Source organism: Thiobacillus sp., assembly GCF_024708915.1.
Window position 1 is genome coordinate 1 of sequence record NZ_JANJXQ010000009.1, and the last position, 26852, is coordinate 26852.

General features: G+C 64.9%; 24 protein-coding genes and 1 pseudogene. 19 read left to right on the top strand and 6 right to left on the bottom strand.

Going from position 1 to position 26852, the window contains the following annotated elements:
- The 8 genes from gltB to Q0L94_RS00905 all read left to right on the top strand — a co-directional run.
- The coding region (gene gltB / locus Q0L94_RS00870; RefSeq protein ID WP_296749190.1) for a glutamate synthase large subunit at window positions 1-2592 on the top strand (2592 nt) is incomplete at its 5' end.
- A gap of 267 nt (window positions 2593-2859) precedes the next feature.
- Window positions 2860-4326, top strand: a complete 1467-nt coding sequence (locus tag Q0L94_RS00875) for an FAD-dependent oxidoreductase (protein WP_296749192.1) — start codon at window positions 2860-2862, stop codon at window positions 4324-4326.
- Window positions 4327-4413: 87 nt separating this feature from the next.
- Complete coding sequence (locus Q0L94_RS00880) at window positions 4414-5847, top strand: HAMP domain-containing sensor histidine kinase (protein WP_296749194.1); 1434 nt, start codon at window positions 4414-4416, stop codon at window positions 5845-5847.
- A 17-nt stretch (window positions 5848-5864) separates the two neighbouring features.
- Window positions 5865-6341 carry a hypothetical protein gene (locus Q0L94_RS00885; RefSeq protein WP_296749195.1) on the top strand — a complete coding sequence of 159 codons (477 nt, stop codon included), beginning with the start codon at window positions 5865-5867 and terminating at the stop codon, window positions 6339-6341.
- Complete coding sequence (locus Q0L94_RS00890; RefSeq protein ID WP_296749197.1) at window positions 6338-7690, top strand: sigma 54-interacting transcriptional regulator; 1353 nt, start codon at window positions 6338-6340, stop codon at window positions 7688-7690. The genes Q0L94_RS00885 and Q0L94_RS00890 overlap by 4 nt, the downstream gene beginning before the upstream one ends.
- 161 nt (window positions 7691-7851) lie before the next feature.
- Window positions 7852-8019, top strand: coding sequence for a DUF1328 domain-containing protein (locus tag Q0L94_RS00895; RefSeq protein WP_296749226.1), 168 nt, complete (start codon window positions 7852-7854; stop codon window positions 8017-8019).
- A 307-nt stretch (window positions 8020-8326) separates the two neighbouring features.
- Window positions 8327-8812, top strand: a complete 486-nt coding sequence (locus tag Q0L94_RS00900) for a BON domain-containing protein (protein ID WP_296749199.1) — start codon at window positions 8327-8329, stop codon at window positions 8810-8812.
- A gap of 74 nt (window positions 8813-8886) precedes the next feature.
- Window positions 8887-9219 carry a hypothetical protein gene (locus tag Q0L94_RS00905; RefSeq protein WP_296749201.1) on the top strand — a complete coding sequence of 111 codons (333 nt, stop codon included), beginning with the start codon at window positions 8887-8889 and terminating at the stop codon, window positions 9217-9219.
- A 49-nt stretch (window positions 9220-9268) separates the two neighbouring features.
- Here the strand turns inward: Q0L94_RS00905 and Q0L94_RS00910 are convergent, their stop codons facing one another.
- Window positions 9269-10429, bottom strand: a complete 1161-nt coding sequence (locus tag Q0L94_RS00910; protein WP_296749203.1) for an outer membrane protein transport protein — start codon at window positions 10427-10429, stop codon at window positions 9269-9271.
- Between the two features lie 318 nt (window positions 10430-10747).
- Here Q0L94_RS00910 and Q0L94_RS00915 point away from each other — a divergent pair, with 318 nt between their 5' ends.
- The 11 genes from Q0L94_RS00915 to Q0L94_RS00960 all read left to right on the top strand — a co-directional run bounded on the left by Q0L94_RS00915 (window position 10748) and on the right by Q0L94_RS00960 (window position 20866).
- Window positions 10748-11152, top strand: a complete 405-nt coding sequence (locus Q0L94_RS00915) for a hypothetical protein (protein WP_296749205.1) — start codon at window positions 10748-10750, stop codon at window positions 11150-11152.
- A gap of 76 nt (window positions 11153-11228) precedes the next feature.
- Entirely contained in the window at window positions 11229-11810 is a 582-nt protein-coding gene (locus tag Q0L94_RS00920) for a glycine zipper domain-containing protein (RefSeq protein WP_296749207.1), read from the top strand.
- 80 nt (window positions 11811-11890) lie between these two features.
- Entirely contained in the window at window positions 11891-12970 is a 1080-nt protein-coding gene (hemE, locus tag Q0L94_RS00925) for a uroporphyrinogen decarboxylase (RefSeq protein WP_296749209.1), read from the top strand.
- Between the two features lie 67 nt (window positions 12971-13037).
- Window positions 13038-13889 carry a Tim44 domain-containing protein gene (locus Q0L94_RS00930; protein ID WP_296749211.1) on the top strand — a complete coding sequence of 284 codons (852 nt, stop codon included), beginning with the start codon at window positions 13038-13040 and terminating at the stop codon, window positions 13887-13889.
- Window positions 13890-14227: 338 nt separating this feature from the next.
- Window positions 14228-15880, top strand: coding sequence for a primosomal protein N' (priA, locus tag Q0L94_RS00935; RefSeq protein ID WP_366799042.1), 1653 nt, complete (start codon window positions 14228-14230; stop codon window positions 15878-15880).
- The gene (locus Q0L94_RS17880; RefSeq protein WP_366799044.1) at window positions 15772-16410 is read left to right on the top strand and encodes a helicase-related protein; all 639 of its coding nucleotides are present in this window, start codon (window positions 15772-15774) and stop codon (window positions 16408-16410) included. The genes priA and Q0L94_RS17880 overlap by 109 nt, the downstream gene beginning before the upstream one ends.
- 84 nt (window positions 16411-16494) lie before the next feature.
- A complete protein-coding gene (gene argS / locus Q0L94_RS00940; protein ID WP_296749213.1) occupies window positions 16495-18168 on the top strand; it encodes an arginine--tRNA ligase in 1674 nt (557 codons plus the stop codon).
- A gap of 2 nt (window positions 18169-18170) precedes the next feature.
- Complete coding sequence (locus Q0L94_RS00945) at window positions 18171-18713, top strand: SPOR domain-containing protein (protein WP_296749215.1); 543 nt, start codon at window positions 18171-18173, stop codon at window positions 18711-18713.
- Window positions 18713-19363 (top strand): thiol:disulfide interchange protein DsbA/DsbL, encoded by a 651-nt coding sequence (locus tag Q0L94_RS00950; protein WP_296749227.1) that lies wholly within the window; start codon window positions 18713-18715, stop codon window positions 19361-19363. The genes Q0L94_RS00945 and Q0L94_RS00950 overlap by 1 nt, the downstream gene beginning before the upstream one ends.
- A gap of 53 nt (window positions 19364-19416) precedes the next feature.
- Entirely contained in the window at window positions 19417-20184 is a 768-nt protein-coding gene (locus tag Q0L94_RS00955) for an SDR family oxidoreductase (protein ID WP_296749217.1), read from the top strand.
- 49 nt (window positions 20185-20233) lie between these two features.
- Window positions 20234-20866: a response regulator transcription factor gene (locus Q0L94_RS00960; RefSeq protein ID WP_026177593.1), complete on the top strand. Its 633-nt coding sequence runs from the start codon at window positions 20234-20236 to the stop codon at window positions 20864-20866.
- 48 nt (window positions 20867-20914) lie between these two features.
- Here the strand turns inward: Q0L94_RS00960 and glmS are convergent, their stop codons facing one another.
- The 5 genes and pseudogenes from glmS to Q0L94_RS00985 all read right to left on the bottom strand — a co-directional run.
- The gene (gene glmS, locus Q0L94_RS00965) at window positions 20915-22744 is read right to left on the bottom strand and encodes a glutamine--fructose-6-phosphate transaminase (isomerizing) (protein ID WP_296749219.1); all 1830 of its coding nucleotides are present in this window, start codon (window positions 22742-22744) and stop codon (window positions 20915-20917) included.
- Window positions 22745-22864: 120 nt separating this feature from the next.
- Complete coding sequence (gene glmU, locus Q0L94_RS00970) at window positions 22865-24232, bottom strand: bifunctional UDP-N-acetylglucosamine diphosphorylase/glucosamine-1-phosphate N-acetyltransferase GlmU (protein ID WP_296749221.1); 1368 nt, start codon at window positions 24230-24232, stop codon at window positions 22865-22867.
- 174 nt (window positions 24233-24406) lie between these two features.
- On the bottom strand, window positions 24407-25222 hold the full coding sequence (locus tag Q0L94_RS00975; RefSeq protein WP_296749222.1) for an OmpA family protein: 816 nt from the start codon (window positions 25220-25222) through the stop codon (window positions 24407-24409).
- 443 nt (window positions 25223-25665) lie between these two features.
- Window positions 25666-26088, bottom strand: a complete 423-nt coding sequence (locus Q0L94_RS00980) for a F0F1 ATP synthase subunit epsilon (RefSeq protein ID WP_296749224.1) — start codon at window positions 26086-26088, stop codon at window positions 25666-25668.
- 82 nt (window positions 26089-26170) lie between these two features.
- A pseudogene (locus Q0L94_RS00985) lies at window positions 26171-26852 on the bottom strand (F0F1 ATP synthase subunit beta); the annotation flags it as partial.

Genomic DNA, 26852 nt, shown 5'->3' on the forward strand with positions numbered 1-26852 from the left:
TTCGCCACCGGCGCGGTGCACCATGCGCTGATCGACGCCGGCCTGCGCTGCAACGCCAACATCGTGGTGGAAACCGGCAGCGTGCGCGACCCGCACCACTACGCCTGCCTGATCGGCTACGGCGCCACCGCGGTGTATCCGTACCTCGCCTACCAGGTGATCGGCGAATTCGTGAAGACCGGCGAGATCAAGCCCAACCTTGGCAAGGCGCTGTGCAATTTCCGCAAGGGCATGGACAAGGGCCTCTACAAGGTGCTCTCCAAGATGGGCATTTCACTGGTGGCGAGCTACCGCGGCGCCCAGCTGTTCGAGGGCGTGGGCCTGCACGAGGATGTCGTCAAGCTGTGCCTGACGGGTACGGTGTCGCGCATTTCCGGCGCCAACTTCGACGACTTCGTGTCCGACCAGAAATCGTTGCACCGCGCGGCGTTCAACCCGCTACGCCCACTGACCGCCGGCGGCCTCCTGAAATTCATGTTCGGCGAGGAATACCACGCCTACAACCCGGACGTGGTGCAGCAGCTGCAGAAGGCCGTGAAGACCGGCGACTACGCCGAATTCAAAAAGTACTCCGAGATCGTCGACCGCCGCCCGGTAGCCATGCTGCGCGATCTGATGCAGTTGAAGACCGGTGCGGAGCACGGCATCCAGCCCATTCCGCTGGACGAAGTCGAGCCGCTGGAGTCCATCCTCAAGCGTTTCGACTCTGCCGGCATGTCGCTCGGCGCCTTGTCGCCTGAAGCGCACGAAGCGCTGGCCGAAGGCATGAACCGCATCGGCGGCCGCTCCAACTCGGGCGAAGGCGGCGAAGACCCCAAGCGCTACGGCACGGTCAAGACCTCCAGGATCAAGCAGGTCGCGTCCGGCCGCTTCGGCGTCACCGCAACCTACCTGGTCAATGCCGAGGTGCTGCAGATCAAGATGGCCCAGGGCGCCAAGCCCGGCGAAGGCGGCCAGCTGCCGGGCGACAAGGTGTCGCCGCTGATCGCGTCCTTACGCCACTGCAAGCCCGGCACGCCGCTGATCTCTCCGCCGCCGCATCACGACATTTATTCGATCGAAGACCTGGCGCAGCTGATTTTCGACCTGAAGCAGGTCAACCCGGAAGCGCTGGTGTCGGTGAAGCTGGTCGCCGAACCCGGCGTCGGCACCATCGCGGCGGGCGTGGCCAAGGCCTACGCCGACCTCATCACCATTTCCGGCTACGACGGCGGCACCGGCGCGAGCCCGCTCTCGTCGGTCAAATACGCCGGCACGCCGTGGGAACTCGGCTTGAGCGAGGCGCAGCAGGTGCTGCGTGCCAACGGCCTGCGCGGACGGGTGCGCGTGCAGACCGACGGCGGTCTGAAGACCGGGCTGGACGTCGTCAAGGCGGCGATTCTCGGTGCCGAGTCGTTCGGCTTCGGCACCGGCCCGATGGTCGCGCTGGGCTGCAAATTCCTGCGTATCTGCCATCTGAACAACTGCCCCACCGGCATCGCCACGCAGAACGACACGCTGCGCCGCGATCATTTCATCGGCCTGCCCGAGATGGTGGTCAACTACTTCAAGTTCGTCGCCGAGGAAACACGCGAACTGATGGCATCCCTGGGCATCAGGAAGCTGACCGACCTGATCGGCCGCACCGACCTGCTCGATGTGAGCGCAGGCGACACGCCGCGCCAGGGCCGGCTCAAGCTCGACGCGCTGCTCTCGCAGGGCGGTATCCCGGTCGACGCGCCGCGCTTCGCGCAGCAGGAACGCAACCCCTCGTTCGACAAGGGCGAACTGGCCGAGCGGATGGTGGCCGACGCGCTGGCCGCGATCAAGGCCGGTACTCCGATCGAACTCGGCTATGACGTGCACAACGTCAACCGCTCGATCGGCGCCCGCCTGTCGGGCGAAATCGCCAGGGCGCACGGCAGCCAAGGGCTGCCGGACGACACCCTCCGCATCCGGCTCACCGGCTCGGCCGGCCAGAGCCTCGGCGTGTGGAACCACAAGGGCCTGACGATCACGCTGGAAGGCGACGCCAACGACTACGTCGGCAAGGGCATGGGCGGCGGCCGCCTGGTGATCTTCCCGCCGAAGGCCGCGACCTTCGACGCGCACCGCAACACCTTGATCGGCAACACCTGCCTGTACGGCGCCACCGGCGGCGAACTCTACGCCGCGGGCATGGGCGGCGAGCGCTTCGGCGTGCGCAACTCCGGCGCGCTGGCGGTGGTGGAAGGCATCGGCGACCACGGCTGCGAATACATGACCGGCGGCACCGTCGTCGTGCTCGGCGACACCGGCCTCAACTTCGGCGCCGGCATGTCGGGCGGCATGGCCTTCGTGGTCGACCACGCGGGCGACTTCGTGTCGAAGACCAACAAGGAAATGGTCGAGCTGACGCGCATCACCAGCGTCGAGACCGAGCCTTACCGGATCTTCCTCAAGGCGCAGGTCGAACGCCATCTGGCGCTCACCGGCAGCGCCCGCGCCAAGGCGCTGCTGGCCGACTTCGACGCCACCTTGTCGCGCGTCTGGCTGGTCAAACCGAAGCGGATTTCGATTGAAGACCTGGTCGAGGATATTCCCGGCCAGACACGTGAAGTATTGGAAGCTTGAGCCTGTTTCAGCAGTTATCATGCCCCGCGTTGAGACCAGGAACGGATGGATGCAAGGCGCAGTGCACCGGCAAGGGCCACCCCTTGCCAAGCGCTGCAACGCCGCAGACGCCGGTTCTGGTCTCAACCCGAAGGGCCGGTTACCTGCGGGAACATGGCCGCGTTGCGGCTCGCTCATTTGGATTAACCAAACTTCGCTCCCCGCGCCTTGCCCTGCTCCCGCAGGCAACCGGCGCGGGGCATGATAACTACTGAAACAGGCTCTAAGATGGGTGACGTATTCCAGTTCTTGAAGCAGGCGCGGCGCGACGGCGCCAAAACCCCGGCTGATATCCGCAAGCACGAGTTCCGCGAAATCTACGCCAGGATGGACCCGGCGCAGGCGCAGGAGCAGGCCGGCCGCTGTCTCGGCTGCGGCAATCCCTATTGCGAATGGAAGTGCCCGGTGCACAACTACATTCCCAACTGGTTGAAGCTGGTGACCGAAGGCCGCCTGTTCGAGGCGGCCGAGCTCTCCCACCAGACCAATTCGCTGCCCGAGGTGTGCGGCCGCGTGTGCCCGCAGGACAGGTTGTGCGAAGGCGCCTGCACCCTCAACACCGACGGTTTCGGCGAAGCCGTGGGCGGCGGTCCGAACAGCGGCGGCTTCGGTGCGGTGACCATCGGCCAGATCGAACGCTACATCTCCGAGGAAGCGTTCAAGGCCGGCTGGCGCCCCGACATGTCGAACGTGGTGGCGACCGGCAAGAAGGTCGCGGTGATCGGCGCCGGGCCTGCCGGGCTGGGCTGCGCCGACGTGCTGGCGCGCAACGGGGTGAAGCCGGTGGTATACGACCGCTATGACGAGATCGGCGGCCTGCTCACCTTCGGCATCCCCGAATTCAAGATGGAAAAATGGGTGATGACGCGCCGCCGCGAGGTGTTCGAAGGCATGGGCGTCGAATTCCGCCTCAACACCGAGATCGGCAAGGATGTCTCGATGCAGTCCCTGCTCGACGAATACGACGCCGTGTTCATGGGCATGGGCACCTACACCTACATGAAGGGCGGCTTCCCCGGCGAGGATCTGCCCGGCGTGCTGGAAGCGCTGCCCTTCCTGATCTCCAACGTGCGCAAGTGCCTCGACCTGGCCAATCCCGACGAGACCGCCGACCCCAACGAAAAATATCGCGACATGAAAGGCCAGCGCGTGGTCGTGCTCGGCGGCGGCGACACCGCGATGGACTGCAACCGCACCAGCATCCGTCAGGGCGCGGCCTCGGTCGTCTGCGCCTACCGCCGCGACGAGAAGAACATGCCCGGCTCCAAGCGCGAAGTCGTCAACGCCAGGGAAGAAGGCGTGCAATTTCTGTGGAACCGCCAGCCGGTCGAGATCGTCGGCAACGGCTGCGTCGAAGGCGTCAAGCTCGTCACCACCGAACTCGGCCCGGTGGATGCGCGCGGCCGCCGCACCCCGGTGGTGGTACCGGGCTCGGAGGAAATCGTGCAGGCCGACCGCGTGATCGTTGCCTTCGGTTTCCGTCCCAACCCGCAGCCGTGGTTTGCCGACCACGCCATCGCCACCGACCCGGGCGGCCGCGTCATCGCCCAGGGCCAGCAGCACGCCTTCCAGACCGCCAACCCGAAAATCTTCGCTGGCGGCGACATGGTGCGCGGCTCCGACCTGGTGGTCACCGCGGTGTGGGAAGGCCGCGAGGCCGCCAAGGGCATCCTCGGTTATCTCGATCTGCTGTAAATCCGCCGCATGCGCGATGGCGGCCGCCCTGCCATCGCGCATGCCCAATCGGGGTATGCTGCGCTTTTGCCGCCGATCGCCGTCCGGATGCTTCCTGGCCCTTATTACCCCCGCTCGTTCACCATCCTGGTTATCGTCGCCATGGGCGTGCTGATCGTGCCGCTGGCGAGCGGCCTGATCAACGCGGTGCACGTGTTGCAGGGCGTGGCCGACACCCAGCGCCAGTTCACCCGCAACAGCCTCGCCGTCACGCGCGACGTGCGGCAGATCGTCGAATCGGTCAGCCAGCTGCAGCGCGCCGCCGGACAATACCATCTGCTGCAGGACGCCGAGTTCGGCCCCGCCCTGCAAACACGTTTCAACGAACTGCAGGCCCAACTGGCGCAACTCGATACGCAACTCGTCGACGCCGCGTCGCGCGCCACGCTGGCCGCGCTGCGGACACGCAGCCGGACGCTGTATCGCCAGCTGCAGCCGGGGGCGTTTCTCGACAGCACCCGCTTCCATGCGCTCGGCCCCGCCTTCGATGCGCTGCATGCCAGCACGCGAACGCTGCTTGTCCAGGCCGATGCCGCAGTGCAGCACGAACTGCAGGCGCTGGAAACGACGGTGCAGACCACCCGGCAGCGGCTGATCGTGCTGGCGCTGGCGCTGATTCCGCTGACGCTGCTGCTGGCCGCGGTGTTTTCCTGGATGATCAACCGCCCGATCAAGCAGCTCAAGGCCTCGATCCAGCAGCTCGGCCGGGCCGACCTCTCCGCGTTGCCGGCGATCAGCGGACCGCAGGACATCGTCGAACTGGGACGCGAGGTCGACTGGCTGCGTCAGCGCCTGCAGGCGCTGGAAGAGCAGAAGCTGCGCTTCCTGCGCCACGTTTCGCACGAGCTGAAAACCCCGCTTGCCTCGCTGCGCGAGGGCGTGGCGCTGCTGGGCGACGAACTCGCGGGCAGCCTCAATCCGCGCCAGCGCAGCATCGTCGGCATCATGGACAGCGGCAGCCGCGAGCTGCAGAAGCGCATCGAAGACCTGATCCGCTACGCCGGCATGATGCGCGACGCCACCCTGCCGCCCGCCGTCCCGCACGCGCTGGCCGATGCGCTCGCCAGCGTGCTGGCGCGGCAGCGGCTAGCACTCGACGCGCGCGGGATCCGGGTCGAGACCCAGTTGACCGCTGCCGCGGTGCGCGCCGATCGCAATCAACTGGAAACCGTGCTCGACAATCTGTTGTCCAATGCGATCAAATTCAGCCCCGAGGGCGGACGCATCCTGGTGAAAAGCGCGCCCGCCGATGGCGCCGTCGCAGTCTGGGTGTGCGACCAGGGCGAGGGCATCCCGCAGGCCGAGCGCAGCCGCATTTTCGAGCCGTTTTTTCAGGGCGCGCGCCAGCCTGCCAGCACGATCAAGGGCAGCGGACTGGGGCTGTCGATCGTGCGCGAATACCTGCTGGCCGCCGGCGGCGGCATCGAGGTGATCGATTGCCCGCCGTGGTCGACCTGCTTTAAATTAACCTGGCCCGCTTAACTGGCCCTTGCCCCGCGATGACGCTTAAATCACTTCTTCTTGCCGGCCTGCTGCTGACATTGAATGCCTGTGTCACGCTGCCCGCCCCCGAGCGTCCGGCCGCCCGCGCCAGCCAGACGGAATCGGGCGGAGCGGCATTATTGGGCGAACTGGCGCGGGTGGCGGCGCTGTCTGCCGAGCAGCGGCGGCGCGAACTGGCCGAACTGGAAGGCGAACGCCGCCTCGACGACGCCCGGCGCTTTCAGCTGGCCGCCCTGCTGGAACGCGAGGACGGCGTGGAGGCGCTCGAACGCAGCCTCAAAATCCTCGGCGCGCTCAGCGAAGCCGATCCGCGCGCGCAGTCGCTGCTCGATCTGATGAAAAAATCGCTCAGGGCGCGCATCGAACTCAGGCAGCAGACTGCGCGCACGCAGGAATTGCAGGACAAGCTGGAACAGATCAAGGCGCTGGAAAAATCCCTGCAACAGCGCACCATTCCCGCCAAAACGCCATGAAAAGACCGGGCATTCTGCTGGTGGACGACGACGCCGCGCTGCGTGAACTGATCACCCTGCGGCTGGAAGCCAATGGTTTCCGGGTCGAAGCGGTCGACAGCGGCGAGGCGGCGCTGGCGCAGCTGGCGCTGGCCCGGCCCGACGCCGTACTGACCGACATGCAGATGGCCGGCATGGACGGCATGGCCCTGTTTCGCGCCATCCATGCGCGCGACCCGGCGCTGCCGGTGATCGTGCTGACCGCGCACGGCACCATCCCCGACGCGGTGGCCGCGACCCAGATGGGGCTGTTCGGCTACCTGACCAAGCCCTACGACGCCCCCACCCTGATCGACCTGCTGAAGCGCGCCACCCGGCTGACCGGCAGCCGCGCCGATACGGGCGACGACGAATGGCGCAGCGAGATCGTCGCCGCCAGTCCGGCACTGGACACGCTGCTGGCCGAGGCCAGGCTGGCCGCGCAGAGCGAGGCCTCCTTGCTGATCCGCGGCGAATCGGGCACCGGCAAGGAACTGCTGGCGCGTGCCATCCACCGCGCCAGCCCGCGCCACGCCAAGCCGTTCGTCGCGATCAACTGCGGCGCGATTCCGGCCGAACTGCTCGAATCGGAACTGTTCGGCCATGTCAAAGGTGCCTTCACCGGGGCCGGGCGCGACCATCCCGGGCTGTTCCTCAGCGCGCAGGGCGGCACCGTATTCCTCGACGAGATCGGCGACATGCCCGCGCCGCTGCAGGTCAAACTTCTGCGCGTGCTGCAGGAAGGCGAGGTGCGGCCGGTCGGCACAACCGAAACGCGCACGGTCGATGTCCGCATCCTGTCGGCCACCCACCGCGATCTGGAAGAGGCCATTGCCGGCGGCGAGTTTCGCGAAGACCTGTATTACCGCCTCAACGTGGTCAGCCTGACGCTGCCGCCGCTGCGCGAACGGCGCGAAGACATTCCTTTGCTGGCACAGCATTTTCTGACTGTGCTGACGGAAAAATATCGCCGCCGCATTCACGGCCTTGCCCCCGACGCGCTGGAAATGCTGGTGGCAGCCGACTGGCCGGGCAACATCCGCCAGTTGCACAACGTGCTGGAGCAATGCTGTGCGCTGTGCACCACCGCCACCATCCCTGCCAGCCTGGTGTCACGCGCCCGGCGCGACAAGCCGGCCGAGATCCAGCCGCTGGCCGTGGCGCGCACGGCCTTCGAGCGCGATTACCTCATCACGCTGCTGAAACTCACGCAAGGTCAGGTCAGCGAAGTGGCGCGGCTGGCCGGCCGCAACCGCACCGAGGTCTATCGGCTGCTGCAACGCCACGGCCTCACTCCCGCACTGTTCCAGGATCGCGACGAAACCGGCTGAACGTCGGGCGCCGGCAACAGCAGATTTGCGCAGATGCCGCCATAGCACCCTGACAGGCGCGCAGGCATTTGATTCAAAAGCAGATTATTTATCTGGCACATCTTCTGCGTGGGGTGGATATCGCCTTTGTGCGCCTTCATCAACCCGGAAAGGAGAATGCCATGTTCGGATGGGCCATTACGTTTTTGATCGTCGCCATCATCGCCGGCGTTTTTGGCTTTGCCGGCATGGCGGGTACGGCAGCCTGGATCGCCAAAGTGCTGTTCGCCGTTGGTCTGGTGATGTTTCTGGCATTGCTGGCCGCCGGCCGCCGGCCACCGACGCTGTAAAACCTGCCGCACCGCATGACCCGGGAGCTTGGCTCCCTTTTTTGTGCGTCGTTCCATCATGCTCAGCCGGATGTCGCTGAGCCCATACAAAATAATCAAATAAAAACAATGGCTTGATAAAAAGCACCCCTGTCTGTCGCCGACAGGAGACAAATCCGCCTGCCTTTCCCCGGACAGCCTGTTCGCCGGTTCCAGCATGATTTTCTAGCCCTATGATTTCATTAATGAAAACACGGCTGGCACGGTTGTCGCTGGATAGCGGCTTGAGTGCACCTGCATTCAGATCGACTCATTACAGGAGATAGACATGAAATCCTTTGATCCGCGCTTCCTCGATTTCACCCTTGCCGGCGTGCTCAGCGTCTGCGTCGCTGCGCCGGCCCTGGCCGCACCGGCAGCGCCCGACTTCAAGACGTATGACAGCAATGGCGACGGCACCGTCAGCCTGGAAGAATTCCAGGCTCAAGGCGGCCAGGAACAGGCTTTCCGCGCAGGCGACGCCAACCGCGACAACCGCCTGAGCAGCGACGAATTCACCCTGGCCAATGCCAACAATGACCGCAACAAGGCCGGCAAATATGTCGATGACGCCTGGATCACCGCCAAGGTCAAGGCGCTGCTGCTGAAGGACGAAGGCGTGAAAGGTCTCAACGTCAACGTGGCAACCAACAAGGGCACGGTCCAGCTGTCCGGCTGGGTGAAAGACGAGGCGCAAATCGCCCAGGCCGAAAAAATCACGCGCAGCGTCGAAGGCGTGAAAGACGTCAAGAACGGCCTGCAGGTCAAACCTTGACCGACGACTGCGGGATCAGGCCGGCGGCGGGGTACGCCCGCAGCCGCTTATCCGATGGAACCAGGAGAACCGACATGCGCACGACCATGCACCATCTCAACGACGAACACATGCAGCTGTATGAATGGAATGGGGCCGGAATCACATCCGCCATCCCGCCACGATCCAAACGCACCCATCCCTGGCATGCCTCCTATAGCGTGCTGGCGGTACTGACCAGCCTGCTGATCCTGAACGGCTGCGACAACACCGACACGGCCGAACGGGCGGGCGAGCAGGTCGACCAGGCCGCACAGACGCTCAAGGAAAGGTCGGACCCGGTGATTAACGACGCCCCGGCGCCGGCTGAAGAAAGTGGACGCACGCCGGACGATGCCGGGGAGCGGCCCGGCATAACAACCGAGTAGTGCGGCCAGCACGCCGGCTGCCCGGCGTGCTGGCCGCCCGGCTCGCCGATCAGAATGTGTAGCTGTACATCAGCTGCCAGTTCAGCTGACTGTGGTCGATCCGCATCGTGTTGTTCATGGCGCCGGTCCCCGTCACCGACACTTCCGGCACATAGCTGAGGGCGAAGTTGAGCACGGACTGCTTGCTGAAGGCATAGCCGAAACCCGCCGTGTAGTGGTTTTCGACGATCGCCGGCCACAGGAAGCTGACATGCTGGTCGGGGATGGGGTTCTTGCCATGGTTGTAGCCCACGCGGCCGGTGAAGGCGTCGGTGAACAGGTAGGACAGGCCGAGCGACACCACCACCTGGTCGTCCCAATCCTGCTGGAAAGGCGCCACGATCGCGCCATTCTGGTAAATGGTCACGGTGTTCATGCTGTCGCTCCACAGCACGTTTTTGACGTCGGCCGCGACCATCAGCCGGTCGTTCGCCTGCCAACTCACGCCCAGGCCCAGGGTGGCCGGCATGTCGAAGCCCTTCACTTTCCAGGCGCCGTCCTTGAGGTCGGGCAGGTTGCCGGCGGTCTGGTAGACGCCGCCGACGGTAAGCGCCTCATTGAGTTTGTAGGTGAAGCCGAGCTTGGCCGCCAGGCTGTAGCCCTTGGCGGCGCCAGTGAAGTCGCTGCCGTCCTTGAAATTGATCTCTTTGGAAGCAGGGCTCATGTTCAAATCGACGGCCATATCCATCCCGGCCCAGACGATATCGACGCTGCCCCCCACGTTGAAGCGGTCGTTGACGCTGTAGGCCAGCGGGAAGATCACCCGTCCCACGCTCACCTGCGCCATGTCGCCGCTGGCGTACTCGGTGCCCATGCCGCCCTGGCCGTAGATGCCGGCGCCCCAGGCCAGCTTGCCCTGCTTTTTCACATAGCCGATGGCCGGCATGTAAAAGGCATCCGCACTGGATTTGCCGATCCCCATGGAGGTGTTCACGTCGGGACCGACAAACCCCACCATCACGTCGACACGCCTGCCGTCCGCCATCAAGCCCAGCGTGGCCGGGTTATTGGCCATGGCGGCGGTGCCGTTGTCATAGGCCATGGACGCGCCGCCCATGCCTGCAGCGATGGGGCCGTAGCCTTCCATGAGCATGCCGTTGGTAGCCATGGCCAAACCGGGCACAGCCACGCCTACCGCGGCAAATGTGGCCGCGAGTTTATTCAGTTGCATCGGGGTTCTCCTAGAGATTCGCGTTATTGATTTTTTAGAAAAGTCGAAAATTCTAACTTAATTACACACCAAGCCCCCATTGCGGCCGGTCGATTTTCATGCGCGGGAGGGGACGGCTAAAGCCGGGCGCGAGGATCGCCCCGTACGTCAGGGCATATCGGCACGATTCCGCAAAACATTACCCCCTCCCGGCGTTACATTGCGTTACACCCCGTTACCGGCCCCAAACATCCCGCTTACACGGCCTCCGTACAGTGCAGTTGTCCGCTGCCGAAACACCCCGGCAGCGGCACCACCCAACCGAACAGGAGCCGCACCATGAAAAGCACTCTGATGAAAACCGCCCTTGGCATTCTCGCTCTGGGCCTGACGGCAACCAGCGCGCAGGCCGGCTGGACGCACGGCCGCGACGGACACAGACATGCCCATCAGCAAACCCGGGCATACAGCCAGCAGATCGATGCACGCCAGCAGCAGCAGATGGAACGCATCAGGAGCGGCATGCGCAGCGGGTATCTGAGCCGCAGCGAATCCCGCGAACTGATGGGTGAACAGCACAGAATCCGTGCAATGGAACACCGGTTCCGTGCTGACGGCGTGATCGATGCGCGCGAATTCAAGCGTCTGAACCATGCCCTTGATCTCGCCAGCCACAACATCAAGGCCGAAAAACATGGGCGCCAGGCGCGTTATGCTCACGGCCATCCGTCCCGCTTCAATTAAGCGGGCCGGCGCCTGCCGCTACAGCACAACCGCGTTTCGCCGTTAACCCTCAATCGCATAAGCAAAGGAGCATCCCATGAAGGCATCCGTCACTCTGGCCCTGGCCGCACTGCTGGCCGCCGGCCCGGCGTTGGCCGACCCACCCGGCCATGCGCCCGCGCACGGCTATCACAAGAAGCACCACGATCACGACCATGGTCACGACCGCAAGCATCACAAAAAAGCCAAGCATTACAAGGGCAAAAGCGGGGTGGCGTACGCCCACGATTACGGCATTTCGTCCGGCCGCTGCAACCGCGACGAGATCGGGGCGGTGATCGGCGGGGTCGCCGGCGCCGTCGTCGGCGGCCAGGTGGCCGGCCACGACGATCGCGTAGTCGGCATGGTGGTCGGCGGCGTGCTCGGCGCGGTGCTGGGACACGCCGTCGGCGACAGCATGGACGAGCGCGACCGCGCCTGCATGGGCCACGCGCTGGAACTGGGCCGCCCCGGCGTGCCGGTGGCATGGCGCCACGATGGCCGCGACTACCGCTTCACGCCGCGCGGCGATGCCCGCGATGGCTGCCGCTACGCCACGCTTGCCGTCAACGGCCGCACCCCACAGGACGTGCTGGCGTGCCCGTCCGGGCGCGGCGAATGGCACTTCCGCCGCAGCTGACCGCCCGCGACTCAAGGCCAGGATGCCAAGCCTGCTAGAATGCCGGCTTTGCGTCCTGGCCCTATTTTGTGGCTACAGCCATGCCCGCTCTCAAGAACGATACTTTTCTGCGCGCGCTGCAGCGCCTGCCCACCGACCACACCCCGCTCTGGCTGATGCGCCAGGCCGGGCGCTACCTGCCGGAATACAACGCGACCCGCGCGCGCGCCGGCGATTTCCTCACCCTGTGCAAGACGCCCGATCTCGCCACCGAGGTGACGCTGCAGCCGCTCGCACGCTATCCGCTCGACGCCGCGATCCTGTTTTCCGACATCCTCACCGTGCCCGACGCCATGGGCCTCGGCCTGTACTTCGCGCAGGGCGAGGGTCCGCGCTTCGAGCGCCCGCTGCGCGACGAGTGGGAAATCCGCGACCTCTCTGCCCCCGATCCGACCGACAAGCTCGGCTACGTGATGGACGCGGTCAGAAGCATCCGCCGCGCGCTCGACGGCTCGGTGCCGCTGATCGGCTTTTCCGGCAGTCCCTACACGCTGGCCTGCTACATGGTCGAAGGCGGCAGCTCGGACGACTACCGCCACATCAAGACCATGCTCTACAGCCGCCCCGACCTGCTGCACCGCATCCTGGAAGTGAACACCCGCGCGGTGATCGACTACCTCAACGCGCAGATCGAGGCCGGCGCCCAGGCGGTAATGATTTTCGATTCCTGGGGCGGCAGTCTCACCCCGCACGCCTACAAGGAATTTTCGCTCGACTACATGGAGCGCATCGTCGCCGCCCTGATCAAGGAGCGCGAAGGCCGCCGCATCCCCAGCATCGTCTTCACCAAGGGCGGCGGCAACTGGCTGGAAGCCATGGCCGGCATCGGCGCCGATGCGGTCGGACTCGACTGGACCATCGACATCGGCGAAGCGCGCCGCCGCGTCGGCGACAAGGTGGCGCTGCAGGGCAACCTCGACCCCTGCGCCCTGCACGGCACGCCCGACCGCATCCGCGCCGAGGCGCATCGCATCGTCGACAGCTACGGCAACCACCCCGGCCATGTGTTCAACCTCGGCCACGGCATTTCGCAGTTCACCAACCCAGACAACGTCAGCGTGCTGGTCGAGGCCGTGCACAGCCGCAGCCGCGCGGTGCGTGCCGCGCCCGTTTCCGCCTAGCGCCTGGGCGAACTTTTTCACCCTGCAGCGTCTTAATTTCCAGCTTTAATATTTATCGGGACCCACCATGAAACGTATCTTGATCAGCCTGTTCGCCCTTTTCATCGGCTTCGGCTTCGCCGTGCACGACGCCGAAGCCAAGCGTATGGGCGGCGGCAAATCCTTCGGCATGCAGCGCACTGCCCCGGCCAAACAGAATGCCGCGCCCACGCCGCAGCGCCAGCAGCCCGCTGCTGCGCCGACGGCCGCACCGAAGAAAAATTCCTGGATGGGGCCCATTGCCGGCCTCGCCGCAGGTCTGGGCTTGGCCGCGCTGTTCTCGCACCTGGGAATGGGCGAAGAAATGGCCAATTTCCTGATGCTGGCGCTGCTGGCGCTGGCCGCTTTCATGCTGTTCCGCTTCTTCATGCGCCGCAATGCCCCGGCCAGCGCACCCGCGATGCAGTACGCCGGCATGCCGCCCGGTGCGACGAACCCTGGTGCGCCCGCGGCCTTCGACGCCGGCCCCGCAGCACTGAGCGGCAGCGCTGCCGCGCATTCCTTCCCCCCCGGATTCGACGCCGACGCCTTCGCGCGTGAAGCCAAGCTCAACTTCATCCGTCTGCAAGCCGCCTTCGACGCCGGCAATCTGGACGACCTGCGCGCCTTCACCTCGCCCGAAATATTTGCCGAACTGTCGATGCAGCTGGCCGAGCGCGGCGACGCCGCGCAAACGACCGACGTGATGACACTCAATGCCGAGGTGCTGGAAGCCGTCGACGAAGACAACCGCCATCTTGTCAGCGTGCGCTTCACCGGCCTCATTCGCGAGTCCGCCGATCAGGGCGCCATGCCGCTCGACGAAGTGTGGCACCTCAGCAAACCGGCCAGCGGCCAGGGCGGCTGGGTGATTGCCGGCATTCAGCAGCAACAAAACTAGAATAAACAAGGCCTTGCGCACCAGAAAGGTGCGCAAGGGGGCGCTTTTTCGCTCAAAGCAGTATTACTTATGCACAGTTTTGGCGTTGGAGGGATTTTTTTGTGTCAAGCCCTTGACAGCCAAGCCTCGTTTATAAGTCCATGAAAATTAAAAACTTACTGAATTGCCTGCTTTTTAGACAGCGACGCCTGCCCGCCTGAATACGGGTGTTTGAGCGCAATCGACACGAACCACCCACACAATTATCCACAGCCTGCGTGGACAATGCGAAATAAGTCTTTTGCAACAGCCTCTTAGTAGATTTTCACAAACATTCAACCAAGATTCACCGCTAACTCATGCCGTCCATCCTTCAGGTCGCGCTCGATACGCCGCTCCACCGGTTGTTCGATTACCGCCTGCCGGACGGCCTTGATGCGGTGCCGCCAGGCAGTCTGGTCGAAGTCCCGTTCGGCCGCACCCGCCAGGTCGGCGTCGCGCTAGGCGCGGCGGCAGACAGCGCGGTCGAGGCCGGCAAACTGCGCCATCTGATCCGCGTGCTGGACGATCGCCCCGCGCTGTCTCCCCACATCCTCCGCCTGGCGCAGTTTTGCGCCGATTATTACCACTACCCGCTGGGCGCGATCCTGCTGGCCGCCCTGCCGCCGCGCCTGCGCAACGCCACGCCGTTCGTTGCCGCCACCCCCTGGCTGCTGCTGACCGATGCCGGGCGAGTGGCAGCGCCGCCGGCCCGTGCCAGGGCGCAACGCGCGCTGCTCGACGCCTTGCGCGCGGCACCGCAGACACGCGACCGCTTGCGCGCCCAGAAGCAAAGCCGCCACGCGGCCGCGCTGGTCGCCGCCGGCTGGGCTGCGTGGGCGCGGCTGCCGCCGCAGGCGACGGGCAGCCCGGTGGACGGCCCGCTGCCGTGCAGCCACGCTTCCCCGGCACCCGCCGCGACCGCCGAGCAGCAGGCGGCGCTCGACCGCCTGCTGCCTGCGCTCGCGCAGTTCGGCGTGCACCTGCTCCACGGCGTCACCGGCAGCGGCAAGACCGAACTGTATATGCGCCTGATCGACGCGGTACTGGCGGCGAATAAGCAGGCATTGGTGCTGATTCCCGAAATCGCCCTCACCCCGCAACTGGAACAGCATTTCCGCCGCCGCTTTCCCGGACGCAATATCGCCGCCCTGCACAGCGGCCTCGGCGAAACCGCACGCACCGAAAACTGGCTCGCCGCGCCCGGCTGCGACGTCCTGCTCGGCACCCGGCTGTCGGTGTTCGCACCCTTGCCGCGGCTGGGGCTGATCGTGGTGGACGAGGAGCACGACGGCTCGTTCAAACAGCAGGATGGACTGCGCTATTCGGCGCGCGATGTCGCCATCGCGCGCGGCAAACAGGCTGACGCGCCGGTGCTGCTCGGCTCCGCCACGCCCTCGCTGGAAAGCTACGCCCAGGCCCTGAACGGGCGCTACCGGCTGATCGAACTGAAGCAGCGCGCCATCAGCCAGGCCCGGCTGCCGGACATCGAACTGGTCGATCTGAAACATATCCCGCTCGACAACGGCCTCACCCGCCCCGCCTTGCAGGCGCTGGCCGACACGCTGGCGCGCGGCGAGCAGAGCCTGGTCTTCCTCAACCGGCGCGGCTACGCCCCGGCGCTGTACTGCCCGAGCTGCGCCTGGGTGTCGCCCTGCCCGCGCTGCTCGGCGCGGCTGGTGCTGCACCGTACTGCGCACCGCCTGAAGTGCCACCACTGTGGATTCGAGACGCGCATCCCGGCCGAATGCCCGGGCTGCGGCAATCCCGATCTCAAGCCGCTCGGCCAGGGCACGCAGCGGCTGGAGGAAACGCTGGCCGCCCTGCTGCCCGCCGCGCGTATCCGCCGCATCGACCGCGACACATGCGGCCGCGCGCCTGGGCCGAGCTCGGCGAAACGGTGCGGGCACGCGAGGTCGACATCCTGCTCGGCACCCAGATGCTGGCGAAGGGCCACGACTTTCCCGACATGACGCTGGCGCTGATCCTCGACACCGACGGCGCGCTCTACAGTCCGGATTTTCGCGCCACCGAACGCCTGTTCGCCCAGCTGATGCAGGTGGCGGGACGCGCCGGGCGCGCCGACAAGCCCGGCCGCGTGCTGATCCAGACCGCTTTCCCCGACCACCCGCTGTTCCGCTACCTGCAGCGCCACGACTACGCCGGCTATGCGCGCACGCTGCTGGCCGAACGCCGCCAGCTCGACCTGCCGCCGTTCACCCGCCAGGTCTTGCTGCGCGCCGAGGCGGCCACCATGGATGCCGCGCTCGCCTTCCTGCAGCGCGCCGCCGCGCTGGCGCCCGAAAGCGCCGGCGTCAGCGTGTTCAGTGCCACCCCGGCGGCGATGGCGCGCGTGGCCAACCTGGAACGCGCGCAACTCCTGATCCAGTCGACGCAGCGCCAAGCCCTGCAGGCCTTCGTGCGCGACTGGCGGCCGCAACTCGACGGTATCCGGCCGCGCGTGGCGCACTGGTCGCTGGATATCGATCCGCTGGTGTTTTGATGCCTTGCGCGCGGCGCTTATAATCGCCGACTACCCATTTCCGAACACTGAGGATGCACGGCTTGCGCCCTCCTCTTTGTAATCATGTCCAACACCCATCCGCTTAAAGAACAAATCGCCCTGCTGATCGGCGAAGCCCTCGAAACCGTGGCGCCCGACGCCGCGGTCAGCCTCGAAATCGAACGCCCGAAAAATCCGGCTCACGGCGATTTTTCCAGCAACGCGGCGATGCAGCTGGCGCGCCCGCTGAAGAAGAATCCGCGCGAACTGGCGCAGCTGCTCCTCACCGAACTGCCGAAATCTCCGCTGATCGCCAGGACGGAAATCGCCGGCGCCGGCTTCATCAACTTCCATCTCGCGCCCGCCGCCTGGCACGGCCTGGTGCCGCAGATCCGTGCGGCCGGCGCACAATTCGGCCGCGGCGACGCCGGCGCCGGCCACAAGGTGCTGGTCGAATTCGTCTCCGCCAACCCGACCGGCCCGCTGCACGTCGGCCACGGACGCCAGGCGGCGCTCGGCGACGCCATCTGCAACCTGTACGCGGCGCAGGGCTGGGGGGTGTACCGCGAGTTCTACTACAACGACGCCGGGGTGCAGATCGCCACGCTGGCCAGCAGCGTGCAGGCGCGCGCGAAAGGTCTGAAACCGGGCGACGCCGAATGGCCGGAAACGGCCTACAACGGCGACTACATCGCCGACATCGCGGCGGATTTTCTGGCGAAGAAAACGGTGAAGTCGGACGACCGCGAGTTCACCGCGTCGGGCAACGTCGACGATCTCGACTCGATCCGCCAGTTCGCCGTCGCCTACCTGCGCCACGAGCAGGATCTCGATCTGCAGGCCTTCGCGGTGCGCTTCGACAACTATTATCTGGAGTCGAGCCTGTACACCGACGGCCGCGTCGAAGCGACGGTGGGCAAGCTCGTCGCCGCCGGCAAGACCTACGCGCAGGACGGCGCGCTGTGGCTCAGGACCACCGACTACGGCGACGACAAGGACCGCGTGATGAAAAAGTCCGACGGCAGCTATACCTATTTCGTGCCGGACGTCGCCTACCACATCGCCAAGTGGGCGCGCGGCTACGAGCGCGCGATCAACATCCAGGGCACCGACCACCACGGCACCATCGCGCGGGTGCGCGCCGGCCTGCAGGCCGCCGGCGTCGGCATCCCCGAGGGCTACCCCGACTACCTGCTGCACACCATGGTGCGCGTGATGCGCGGCGGCGAGGAGGTGAAAATCTCCAAGCGCGCCGGCAGCTACGTTACCCTGCGCGACCTCATCGAATGGACCAGCAAGGACGCAGTGCGTTTCTTCCTGTTGAGCCGCAAGGCCGACACCGAATACATCTTCGACGTCGACCTGGCGCTCGCCCGCAACAACGACAACCCGGTGTACTACGTGCAGTATGCCCATGCCCGGATTTGCCGGGTGTTCGAGGAATGGGGCGGGCAGGCCGCCGCACTCGATGCCGCGGATCTTGCGCCGCTGACCGCACCGCACGAACTCGCGCTGCTGCAGCGCCTGGCCGAATATCCGGAAACCGTCGCCACCGCCGCGCGCGAACTGGCGCCGCACCTGCTAGTGCATTACCTGCAAACGCTGGCGGGCGATTTCCACGCCTGGTACAACGCCGAGAAATTCCTCGTCGACAATGAGGCGACGAAACTTGCCCGCCTCGCGCTGGCCGACGCCGCCCGCATTGCGATCGTCAACGGCCTGGCCTTGCTCGGCGTATCCGCCCCGGAGAAAATGTAAGCATGGCAAAACCCGCATCCCGCAAGTCCGGCCGCTCCGGCGGCAGTTCCATTTTCACCGGCGTGCTGATCGGCCTCATCGTCGGTGCGGTGCTTGCCGTGGGCGTGGCGCTGTGGGTCACCGGCAACAATCCTTTCAAGTTCGCCGCGCCGGAATCGGCACCGGCCAGGCCGGCGCCCGCCATACCCGCCGCACCCGAGACCGCGCCCAGCTTCGACTTCTACAAAGTGCTGCCCGGCGATGCGTCCACCGGCCCGCTGCCGCCCGCAGCGGATAGCGCAGCGGCCTCGCCCCTGTATTACCTGCAGGCCGGCGCATTCCAGAACCCGGCCGATGCCGACAACCTGAAAGCGCAACTGGCCCTGCTCGGCATCGAGACCGCCATCCAGACCAGCGACCTCGGCGACAAGGGCGTATTCCATCGGGTGCGTGTCGGCCCCTTCCGTGCCATGGACGAAGTCAACCGCACCCGTAGCCTGCTGACGCAGAACAATATCCCGGCCACACTGGTCAAAGAAGTTCCCACCCCACAGGAGACGCCTTGATGTTCACCCGCGCATTGGCCATGCTGGCCGCAGCCGTATTGTCCTTGTCCGCCTTTGCCGCCCCGAATGCCGCCGTCGAAGGCCGCGATTACACCCGCCTGAGCAACGCCCAGCCGGTCGCCACCGGCAACAAGGTCGAAGTGCTGGAGTTCTTCTGGTACCGCTGCCCGCACTGCTTCCAGCTTGAGCCCGGTCTCACCGCCTGGCTGAAGACACTGCCCAGGGATGCGCAGGTTCGCCGCGTGCCGGCGGTATTCCGGGACGACTGGATGCCTGGCGCCAAGCTCTACTACACGCTGGAGCAGATGAACCTTCTCGGCAAGCTGCACAACAAGGTGTTCGACGCCTACCACGTTGAAGAGATCAATCTCAACGACCCGGCGGTGCTGGGTGGCTGGATCGCCAAACAGGGCGTCGACCGCAAGAAATTCGAGGCGATCTACAACTCCTTCTCCACGCAATCCAAGGCTACGCAGGGCGCGCGGCTTGCTTCCACCTACGGCATCAACGGCGTGCCGGCTTTCATCATCGACGGCAAATACGCCACCTCGCAGTCGATGGCCGGCAGCGAACCGCGTCTGTTCGAAGTGCTCGACCAGCTCATCGTCAAGGCGCGCGCCGAGCGCAGCGGCAAGAAGCCCGCCAGGTAATCATGTGCCTGATGCGTGCGGCCGCCGCGGGTTGGGGCTAACCCTCCTCAAGCGTGAGCCCCCTGCCGTTGCGGGTTTTCATCACCGGCGCCAGTTCCGGCCTGGGTGCGGCGCTGGCCCGGCACTACGGCGCGCTGGGCGCGCAACTGGGGCTGGCCGGGCGCCGCCTGGCAGGCTTGCAGGACACCGCCGCCGGGCTGGACGCGCGGCTGTACCAGGCCGACGTCCGCGATGCCGCCGCCATGCGGAACGCAGCCGCGGCTTTCTTGAACGATATCGGCGTACCCGACATCGTGATTGCCGCGGCGGGCATCAGCATCGGCACCCTCACCGAGGAAGCCGCCGACGCGCCGGTGTTCCGTGCCGTGATGGATGCCAACGTGCTGGGCCTGGTGCACACCTTCCAGCCCTTCATCGCCGCCATGCAATCGAACGGCGGCGCGCTGTGCGCCATTTCCAGCGTGGCCGGGGTGCGCGGCCTGCCGGGCGGCGGCGCCTACTCGGCATCGAAGGCTGCCGCCACCGTCTACCTCGAAGCGCTGCGGCTGGAACTGAAAGCGCGCGGCATCGCCGTCGTCACCGTTGCGCCCGGCTACATCGACACGCCGATGACGCGCGTCAATCCCTATGCCATGCCGTTCAAGATGGACGCACGGACGGCGGCGGCCAAGGTGGCGCGCTGCATTGCGCGGCGGCGTTCCTACACCGTCATTCCCTGGCAGATGGCGTGGGCCGCGCGCGCGCTGAAATGGCTGCCGAACCCGCTGTTTGATTTATTATTCGAGAAGGCCCCGCGCAAACCGCGCAGCTTGCCGACATAACGACGAAGCGCCTGCCCGACGGCAGCCACTCACCCTCTGCGGAGCACCGATGCCAGCCCCCTTGAACATCATCCTCATCGACGACCACCCGCTCCTGCGCATGGGCGTGGCCGGCTATATCCAGCAGGAACCCGACCTGACGCTGACCGCGCAACTGGCCAACGCCGCCGAACTGCGCGCCTGGCTGGCGGCAGGCAACCGCGCCGATGCCGCGCTGCTCGACCGCTCGCTGCCCGATGCGGACGGCCTGGATCTCGTCTCCGACCTGCGCGACCTCGGCATCAAGGTCATCATGCTCACCATTGCCGATTCCGACGAGGAAATCTCCGAAGCCATCTCGTCCGGCGTCGATGGCTACGTCATCAAATCCAGTGAACCCGACCAGGTGCTGGCAGCGCTTCGCAGCGTATGCGACGGCCAGAGCAGCTTCCCGCTCAACATCATGCAGAAGATGGCGCGCGGCGAGCTCAACAACAGCGCGCTGTCCGCACTGACCGCGCGCGAAATGGAAATCGTCGACCACGTGAAGGAAGGGCTGTCGAACAAAGCCATCGCCTACAAGATGACCCTGTCCGAAAATACCGTGCGCAATCACCTGCGCAACATCATGGAAAAACTCGGCCTGCGCAACCGGGTCCAGGTCGCCACCCTGGCGCTGAAGGAAGATCACAAGCGGCACTGAGCCGCACCATTCGATTCCGCGGCACGGCTGCGCCGCGGACCTCTGGCCTCACTCCACGGTTACCGATTTCGCCAGGTTGCGCGGCTTGTCCACGTCGGTGCCTTTTTGCAGGGCGGCGTGATACGACAGCATCTGCAGTGTCACGGTATGCAGGATCGGCGACAGCGCGCCGTTGCTGCCGCCGGGCAGCTTGATCACGTGGACGAACGCCGACTCCTCGATGTGCACATCGCCGTCGGCGAACACATACAGTTCGCCGCCGCGCGCGCGCACTTCCTGCATATTAGATTTCAGTTTTTCAATCAGCTGGTCGTTGGGGGCGATCGTGATCACCGGCATGTCCTCGTCCACCAGCGCCAGCGGGCCGTGTTTCAACTCGCCTGCCGGGTAGCCTTCGGCGTGGATGTAGGAAATCTCCTTCAGCTTCAGTGCGCCTTCGAGGGCGATCGGATAATGCACCCCGCGGCCGAGGAACAGCGCGTGGTGCTTGTTGGCGAAGCGCTGCGACCAGGCTTCGACCTGCGGCTCCAGCGCCAGCACCTGCTGCACTTTATTCGGCAGACTGCGCAGCGCCGTCAGATGCGCGGCCTCCTGCGCTGCAGTAAGACGGCCGCGCAGTTTGGCCAGCACCAGGGTCAGCAGGAACAGGGCGGCGAGCTGGGTAGTGAAGGCCTTGGTCGAGGCAACGCCGATCTCGGGACCGGCACGGGTGAGGAATTTCAGCCGCGATGCGCGGGTAAGCGCCGATTCGGGCACGTTGCAGATGGTCAGCGTCTTGTCCTGGCCCAGTTCCCTGGCGTGATTCAGCGCCGCCAGCGTGTCGGCGGTTTCGCCCGACTGCGAGATGGTGACGATGAGCGCATCGGGATTGGGCACCGAGGTGCGATAACGGTATTCGCTGGCGATTTCCGCATGCGCCGGGATCCCCGCAATCTCTTCCAGCCAGTACGTGGCCACCTTCGCCGCATGGTAGCTGGTGCCACAGGCGAGGAAGGTCACCGCGTTTACCTTCGCCAGCACCTCGGCGGCATCGAAGCCGAACCATTCGGGCTGGATATGATCCTGCGCCACCGCGGTCAGCAGGGTGTCGGTCAGCGCGCGCGGCTGCTCGTGGATTTCCTTCTGCATGAAATGCCGGTAGTTGCCAAGCTCGGCCATGTCGGCCGACAACTCGGAGATGTGCACGCTGCGGTCGGCCCGGTTGCCCGCGGCGTCGTATACCGTCACCGCCAGCAGCCCGACGTCGGCGACATCGCCTTCATCCAGATACATCACCCGCTGAGTCACCGGCAGCAGCGCCGAGACGTCGGAAGCAATGAAATTTTCCTCGATGCCCAAGCCGATCAGCAGCGGGCTGCCCCTGCGCGCGCAGATCAGCCGATGGGGGGCGTCTTCGCTCACCACGCCGATGGCATAGGCGCCCTCAAGCTCGGCCGCCGCGGTACGCACGGCCGCGAGCAGATCTTTCGACTGGCGGTAATACAGATTGACCAGGTGCGCGATGACCTCGGTGTCGGTTTCCGAGGTGAAGACGAAGCCGGCGGCCTTGAGCCGGGTGCGCAGGGCGTCATGGTTCTCGATGATGCCGTTGTGCACCACTGCCAGGCTGCCGCTGACATGCGGATGCGCATTGGCTTCCGACGGCGCGCCGTGCGTCGCCCAGCGCGTATGCGCAATGCCGAGATGGCCGTGTATCTGCTGCGCCGCGCATTCGTCCGCCAGCGCGGCGACGCGGCCGACGCTGCGCACCCGCTTGAGACCGCCGTTGATGGTGACCAGGCCCGCCGAATCGTAGCCGCGGTATTCCAGCCGCCGCAGGCCTTCGAGCAGGATGGGGACGACGTTGCGCTGCGCCACCGCGCCGACTATTCCGCACATGCTTGGCGCTCCGCGAAGGGTAAGGGGTGAGGGGTGCGGGGTAAGGGGGTCAACCCCGCACTGCCGGTGCTTTGCTTGGTTGAATTTTCCATAGTGTCCAGGTCTCCCATTACTTACGCCTCACGATTTCTTCGTCGGGCGTTTCCAGCCGCCGACGGTGAACTGCTTCGCCCGCGATAAAGTGAGTTCGCCGGCGGGGGCGTCCCTGGTTAGCGTGGTGCCGGCGCCCAGCGTCGCCCCCTTGCCGACCGTAACGGGCGCCACCAGCTGCGTGTCCGACCCCACGAACACCTCGTCCTCGATTACCGTGCGGTGCTTGTTCGCGCCGTCGTAATTGCAGGTGATGGTGCCGGCGCCGATATTGACCTTCTTGCCCATGGTGGTGTCGCCGACGTACGACAGGTGGTTGATCTTGGAGCCGTCGCCGATCTCACTGTTCTTGATCTCGACGAAGTTGCCGACGTGCACGTCGCGCGCAAGCGTGGTGCCGGGACGGATGCGCGTGAACGGTCCCAGCCGGTTGGCCTCGCCGATGACGGCGTCGTCGACCAAGGTAAAAGCGTCGATCCGCGTGCCGCTTGCGATGCGCGCATTGCGCAGCACGCAGTTAGCACCCACTTGCACGCCATCACCCAGCTCCACGCGCCCTTCGAACACGCAATTGACGTCGATCACCACGTCGCGCCCGCATCGCAGGGTGCCGCGCACGTCGAGCCGCGCCGGGTCCATCAACGTCACCCCCCCTTCGAGCAGCGCCTGTGCGATCTCGTTCTGGTGGATGCGCTCGAGTTCGGCCAGTTGCGCCTTGCTGTTCACGCCCAGCACTTCCCACTCGAATGCCGGCTGGTGGGTGTCCACGGCTACCCCGTCGCGCACCGCCTGCGCGATGATGTCGGTGAGATAGTACTCACCCTGCGCATTTTCATTCTTCAGTTCGTCTATCCATTGTTTGAGGTGGCGGGTCGCCACCGCGAGGATGCCGGTGTTGACTTCCTGGATCGCACGCTCGGCCGGCGTTGCGTCCTTGTGCTCGACGATACGCACAACCTTGCCGTTTTCGCGCACGATGCGGCCATAACCGTCGGGCTGCGTCAGGTCGACCGTCAGCAGGCCCAGCCGGCCGGCCTGCGCCGCCGCCACCAGCGGCTGCAAGGTGGCGGCATGGATCAGCGGAACGTCGCCATACAACACCAGCGTGACGCTGGTGTTCGAAAGTCGCGGCAGTGCCTGCTTCACCGCATGTCCTGTGCCGTGCTGTTCGGCCTGAAGCACAAACGTCAGCTTGTCGTCAGCCATCGCCTGCGGCACCGCCTCGCCGCCGAAGCCATACACCACACAGATCTGCGCCGCGCCGAGTTCATGGGCCGTATCGACCACATGCCCGAGCAGGGGTTTGCCCGCCAGCTTATGCAGCACCTTGGGCAAATCGGAGCGCATGCGGGTACCCTTGCCCGCTGCGAGAATCAGGATTTCAAGCATGGAATGCATTCGTATCGTGTGGGATGTATCGCGTCAGCAAAACGGGCAGCAAAACCCGCGCCAAGTATAAGGCCTGAGCGCGTCCACCCGATAATCAAGCCCGCCCGGAGGCGCTAGCGTGGCGCTAAAAAAACGGGGGCCGAAGCCCCCGTGTTCAATTATCCACGCTGGACGAAAGCGTGATTATTGTTGCGGCACCAGTTCGACACGACGGTTCTGAAAGCGGCCGTCCTCAGTCCCGTTATCGGCAACCGGCCGGGATTCGCCGTAACCCTTGGCGGTCAGGCGGTCGGCCGCAACGCCTTTGTCGATCATGTAGCTGCGAACGGCGTCGGCGCGGCGCTGGGACAGGCTCATATTGTAGTCATCCGTGCCCCGGCTGTCGGTATGGCCCGCAACTTCCACCTTCACTTCACCCCATTCCTTCAGCGTCGCGGCGGCCTGGTCGAGGACAGCGAAGTCTCCCTGGCGCACAGCAGCCTGGTCGTAATCGAAATTGACGCCCTCCAGCTTCAGTGCCTTCGGAGCTGGCGCGGCTACCGGCGCGAGGGCGGCAGCAGGGGCGGGGGCAGGTTGCGCTACCGGCGCGGGAGCGGGTTCCGCTACCGGCGCGACAGCGGCGACAGGCGGCGGGCAGCCGTCAGCCGTTTTGGCGTACACCGTGGGGCATTTGTCCTCGCCATCCACAATGCCGTCGCCGTCACTGTCCAGTTCGCAACCGTCGGCATTGACCTTGCGGCCAGCCGGCGTGCCGGGGCATTTGTCCTTGCTATCGAACACGCCGTCGCCGTCACTGTCGATATCCTTGCAAGGCGCATCGAGAAGCCCTTTGCCGGGACAGCCGATCGTTCTGAAGAGTTCGTGACCAATGGTTTTTCCCGTCGGGCTGGCCGCATTGGTCGGGTCGTAAAAAGCGCCTTCAGCCGCTTGTGCGCTGACGACTCCGGCAGAAATCAAAGTTGCACCAAGAACACTGAAAAGAAAAGGGGTTACTCGCATGTTTAAGCTCCTGTGATGAATTCCAACAAAACTCTAATGTGCATAGAGGAAGTATTGCATTGCATACACCCCGTCCATGTCCGTAAATCGATATCTAAGGACCAGCGAAACGGAACATCGTCAACAATGCCTGAAATGTAAACCCATTCGTGGCTGGCAAATTGGCTCTCCCCGTTTTTTTATCAAGTTTTTACAGTTTGCGCTTAAATCCGCAAGCGGCTTGGCCACTAAATAATCATGTTCGGCTTTCATTCCGCTCAATCATGATTGCTGGACGAATCACGGTATAACCAAGCTTACACTGTATTTCCATCCGCTTTTTCATCCATCTGGCGCTTTGTGTTCTTGCGAACCACACAAGCTTCGATATCTTCACCATAATTTGCACCATAAAAAAAAGCAACCTGCAGGTTGCTTTTTTTCAGGCTGCAGTGGATCGTCGATCAGGTCAACTTGCGCAACTTCTTGATTGCAGCCAGCTGCGCCACAGCCTGAGCGAGTTCAGCCTGGGCTTGCGCATAATCGATCGTGGCCGCCTTGTTTTTCATCGCTTCTTCGGCTGCGCGTTTGGCTTCGAGAACCTTGGCTTCGTCAAGGTCGGCGCCGCGAACCGCCGAGTCGGACAGGATCGTAACGACGTTAGGCTGTACCTCGAGGATGCCGCCGGATACATAGACCAGTTCTTCTTCGGCCTGGTCGGGCACCTTGATGCGTACCGAACCGGGCTTCAGTGTGGTCAACAGCGGGGTGTGGCGCGGGTAGATGCCGAGTTCGCCGCGCACGCCGGGGGCAATCACCACTTCGGCGGTGCCGGAGTAGAGTGATTTTTCTGCGCTGACGATGTCGACGTGTAATGTCATGGCCATGTTAGAACCTCGTGAGGCGTAAGGCGTGAGACGTGAGGTGCGGCTTTTTCGCCTGACGCCTCACCCCTCACCCCTCGCTGCTTTATTGAATCGTCTTCGCCTTTTCGACCGCTTCCTCGATCGGTCCGACCATGTAGAAGGCCTGCTCGGGAAGGTGGTCGTATTCGCCGTCGACGATCGCCTTGAAGCCGGCAATGGTTTCTTTCAGCGTGACGTACTTGCCCGGCGCGCCGGTGAATACTTCGGCGACGAAGAAAGGCTGCGACAGGAAGCGCTGGATCTTGCGCGCGCGAGCCACGGCGAGCTTGTCTTCCGGCGACAGTTCGTCCATGCCCAGAATCGCGATGATGTCGCGCAGTTCCTTGTACTTCTGCAGCGTCATCTGAACCTGACGCGCCACGTTGTAGTGCTCTTCGCCCACGACCAGCGGATCGAGCTGGCGCGAGGTGGAGTCGAGCGGATCGACGGCCGGGTAGATACCCAGCGCGGCGATGTCACGCGACAGCACGACGGTGGAGTCGAGGTGCAGGAAGGTGGTGGCGGGCGACGGGTCGGTCAAGTCGTCAGCAGGGACGTAAACGGCCTGGATGGAGGTAATCGAGCCAACCTTGGTCGAGGTGATGCGCTCCTGCAGACGGCCCATTTCTTCGGCCAGCGTCGGCTGGTAGCCCACGGCGGAAGGCATACGGCCGAGCAGCGCGGACACTTCGGTACCGGCCAGCGTGTAGCGGTAGATGTTGTCGACGAAGAACAGGATGTCACGA

Bases quoted from the DNA above. Each gene is read 5' to 3' on its own strand.
- Q0L94_RS00875 (WP_296749192.1), top strand. From the start codon at position 2,860: ATGGGTGACGTATTCCAGTTCTTGAAGCAGGCGCGGCGCGACGGCGCC.
- Q0L94_RS00880 (WP_296749194.1), top strand. From the start codon at position 4,414: ATGCTTCCTGGCCCTTATTACCCCCGCTCGTTCACCATCCTGGTTATC.
- Q0L94_RS00885 (WP_296749195.1), top strand. From the start codon at position 5,865: ATGACGCTTAAATCACTTCTTCTTGCCGGCCTGCTGCTGACATTGAAT.
- Q0L94_RS00890 (WP_296749197.1), top strand. From the start codon at position 6,338: ATGAAAAGACCGGGCATTCTGCTGGTGGACGACGACGCCGCGCTGCGT.
- Q0L94_RS00895 (WP_296749226.1), top strand. From the start codon at position 7,852: ATGTTCGGATGGGCCATTACGTTTTTGATCGTCGCCATCATCGCCGGC.
- Q0L94_RS00900 (WP_296749199.1), top strand. From the start codon at position 8,327: ATGAAATCCTTTGATCCGCGCTTCCTCGATTTCACCCTTGCCGGCGTG.
- Q0L94_RS00905 (WP_296749201.1), top strand. From the start codon at position 8,887: ATGCGCACGACCATGCACCATCTCAACGACGAACACATGCAGCTGTAT.
- Q0L94_RS00910 (WP_296749203.1), bottom strand. From the start codon at position 10,429: ATGCAACTGAATAAACTCGCGGCCACATTTGCCGCGGTAGGCGTGGCT.
- Q0L94_RS00915 (WP_296749205.1), top strand. From the start codon at position 10,748: ATGAAAAGCACTCTGATGAAAACCGCCCTTGGCATTCTCGCTCTGGGC.
- Q0L94_RS00920 (WP_296749207.1), top strand. From the start codon at position 11,229: ATGAAGGCATCCGTCACTCTGGCCCTGGCCGCACTGCTGGCCGCCGGC.
- hemE (WP_296749209.1), top strand. From the start codon at position 11,891: ATGCCCGCTCTCAAGAACGATACTTTTCTGCGCGCGCTGCAGCGCCTG.
- Q0L94_RS00930 (WP_296749211.1), top strand. From the start codon at position 13,038: ATGAAACGTATCTTGATCAGCCTGTTCGCCCTTTTCATCGGCTTCGGC.
- priA (WP_366799042.1), top strand. From the start codon at position 14,228: ATGCCGTCCATCCTTCAGGTCGCGCTCGATACGCCGCTCCACCGGTTG.
- Q0L94_RS17880 (WP_366799044.1), top strand. From the start codon at position 15,772: ATGCGGCCGCGCGCCTGGGCCGAGCTCGGCGAAACGGTGCGGGCACGC.
- argS (WP_296749213.1), top strand. From the start codon at position 16,495: ATGTCCAACACCCATCCGCTTAAAGAACAAATCGCCCTGCTGATCGGC.
- Q0L94_RS00945 (WP_296749215.1), top strand. From the start codon at position 18,171: ATGGCAAAACCCGCATCCCGCAAGTCCGGCCGCTCCGGCGGCAGTTCC.
- Q0L94_RS00950 (WP_296749227.1), top strand. From the start codon at position 18,713: ATGTTCACCCGCGCATTGGCCATGCTGGCCGCAGCCGTATTGTCCTTG.
- Q0L94_RS00960 (WP_026177593.1), top strand. From the start codon at position 20,234: ATGCCAGCCCCCTTGAACATCATCCTCATCGACGACCACCCGCTCCTG.
- glmS (WP_296749219.1), bottom strand. From the start codon at position 22,744: ATGTGCGGAATAGTCGGCGCGGTGGCGCAGCGCAACGTCGTCCCCATC.
- glmU (WP_296749221.1), bottom strand. From the start codon at position 24,232: ATGCATTCCATGCTTGAAATCCTGATTCTCGCAGCGGGCAAGGGTACC.
- Q0L94_RS00975 (WP_296749222.1), bottom strand. From the start codon at position 25,222: ATGCGAGTAACCCCTTTTCTTTTCAGTGTTCTTGGTGCAACTTTGATT.
- Q0L94_RS00980 (WP_296749224.1), bottom strand. From the start codon at position 26,088: ATGGCCATGACATTACACGTCGACATCGTCAGCGCAGAAAAATCACTC.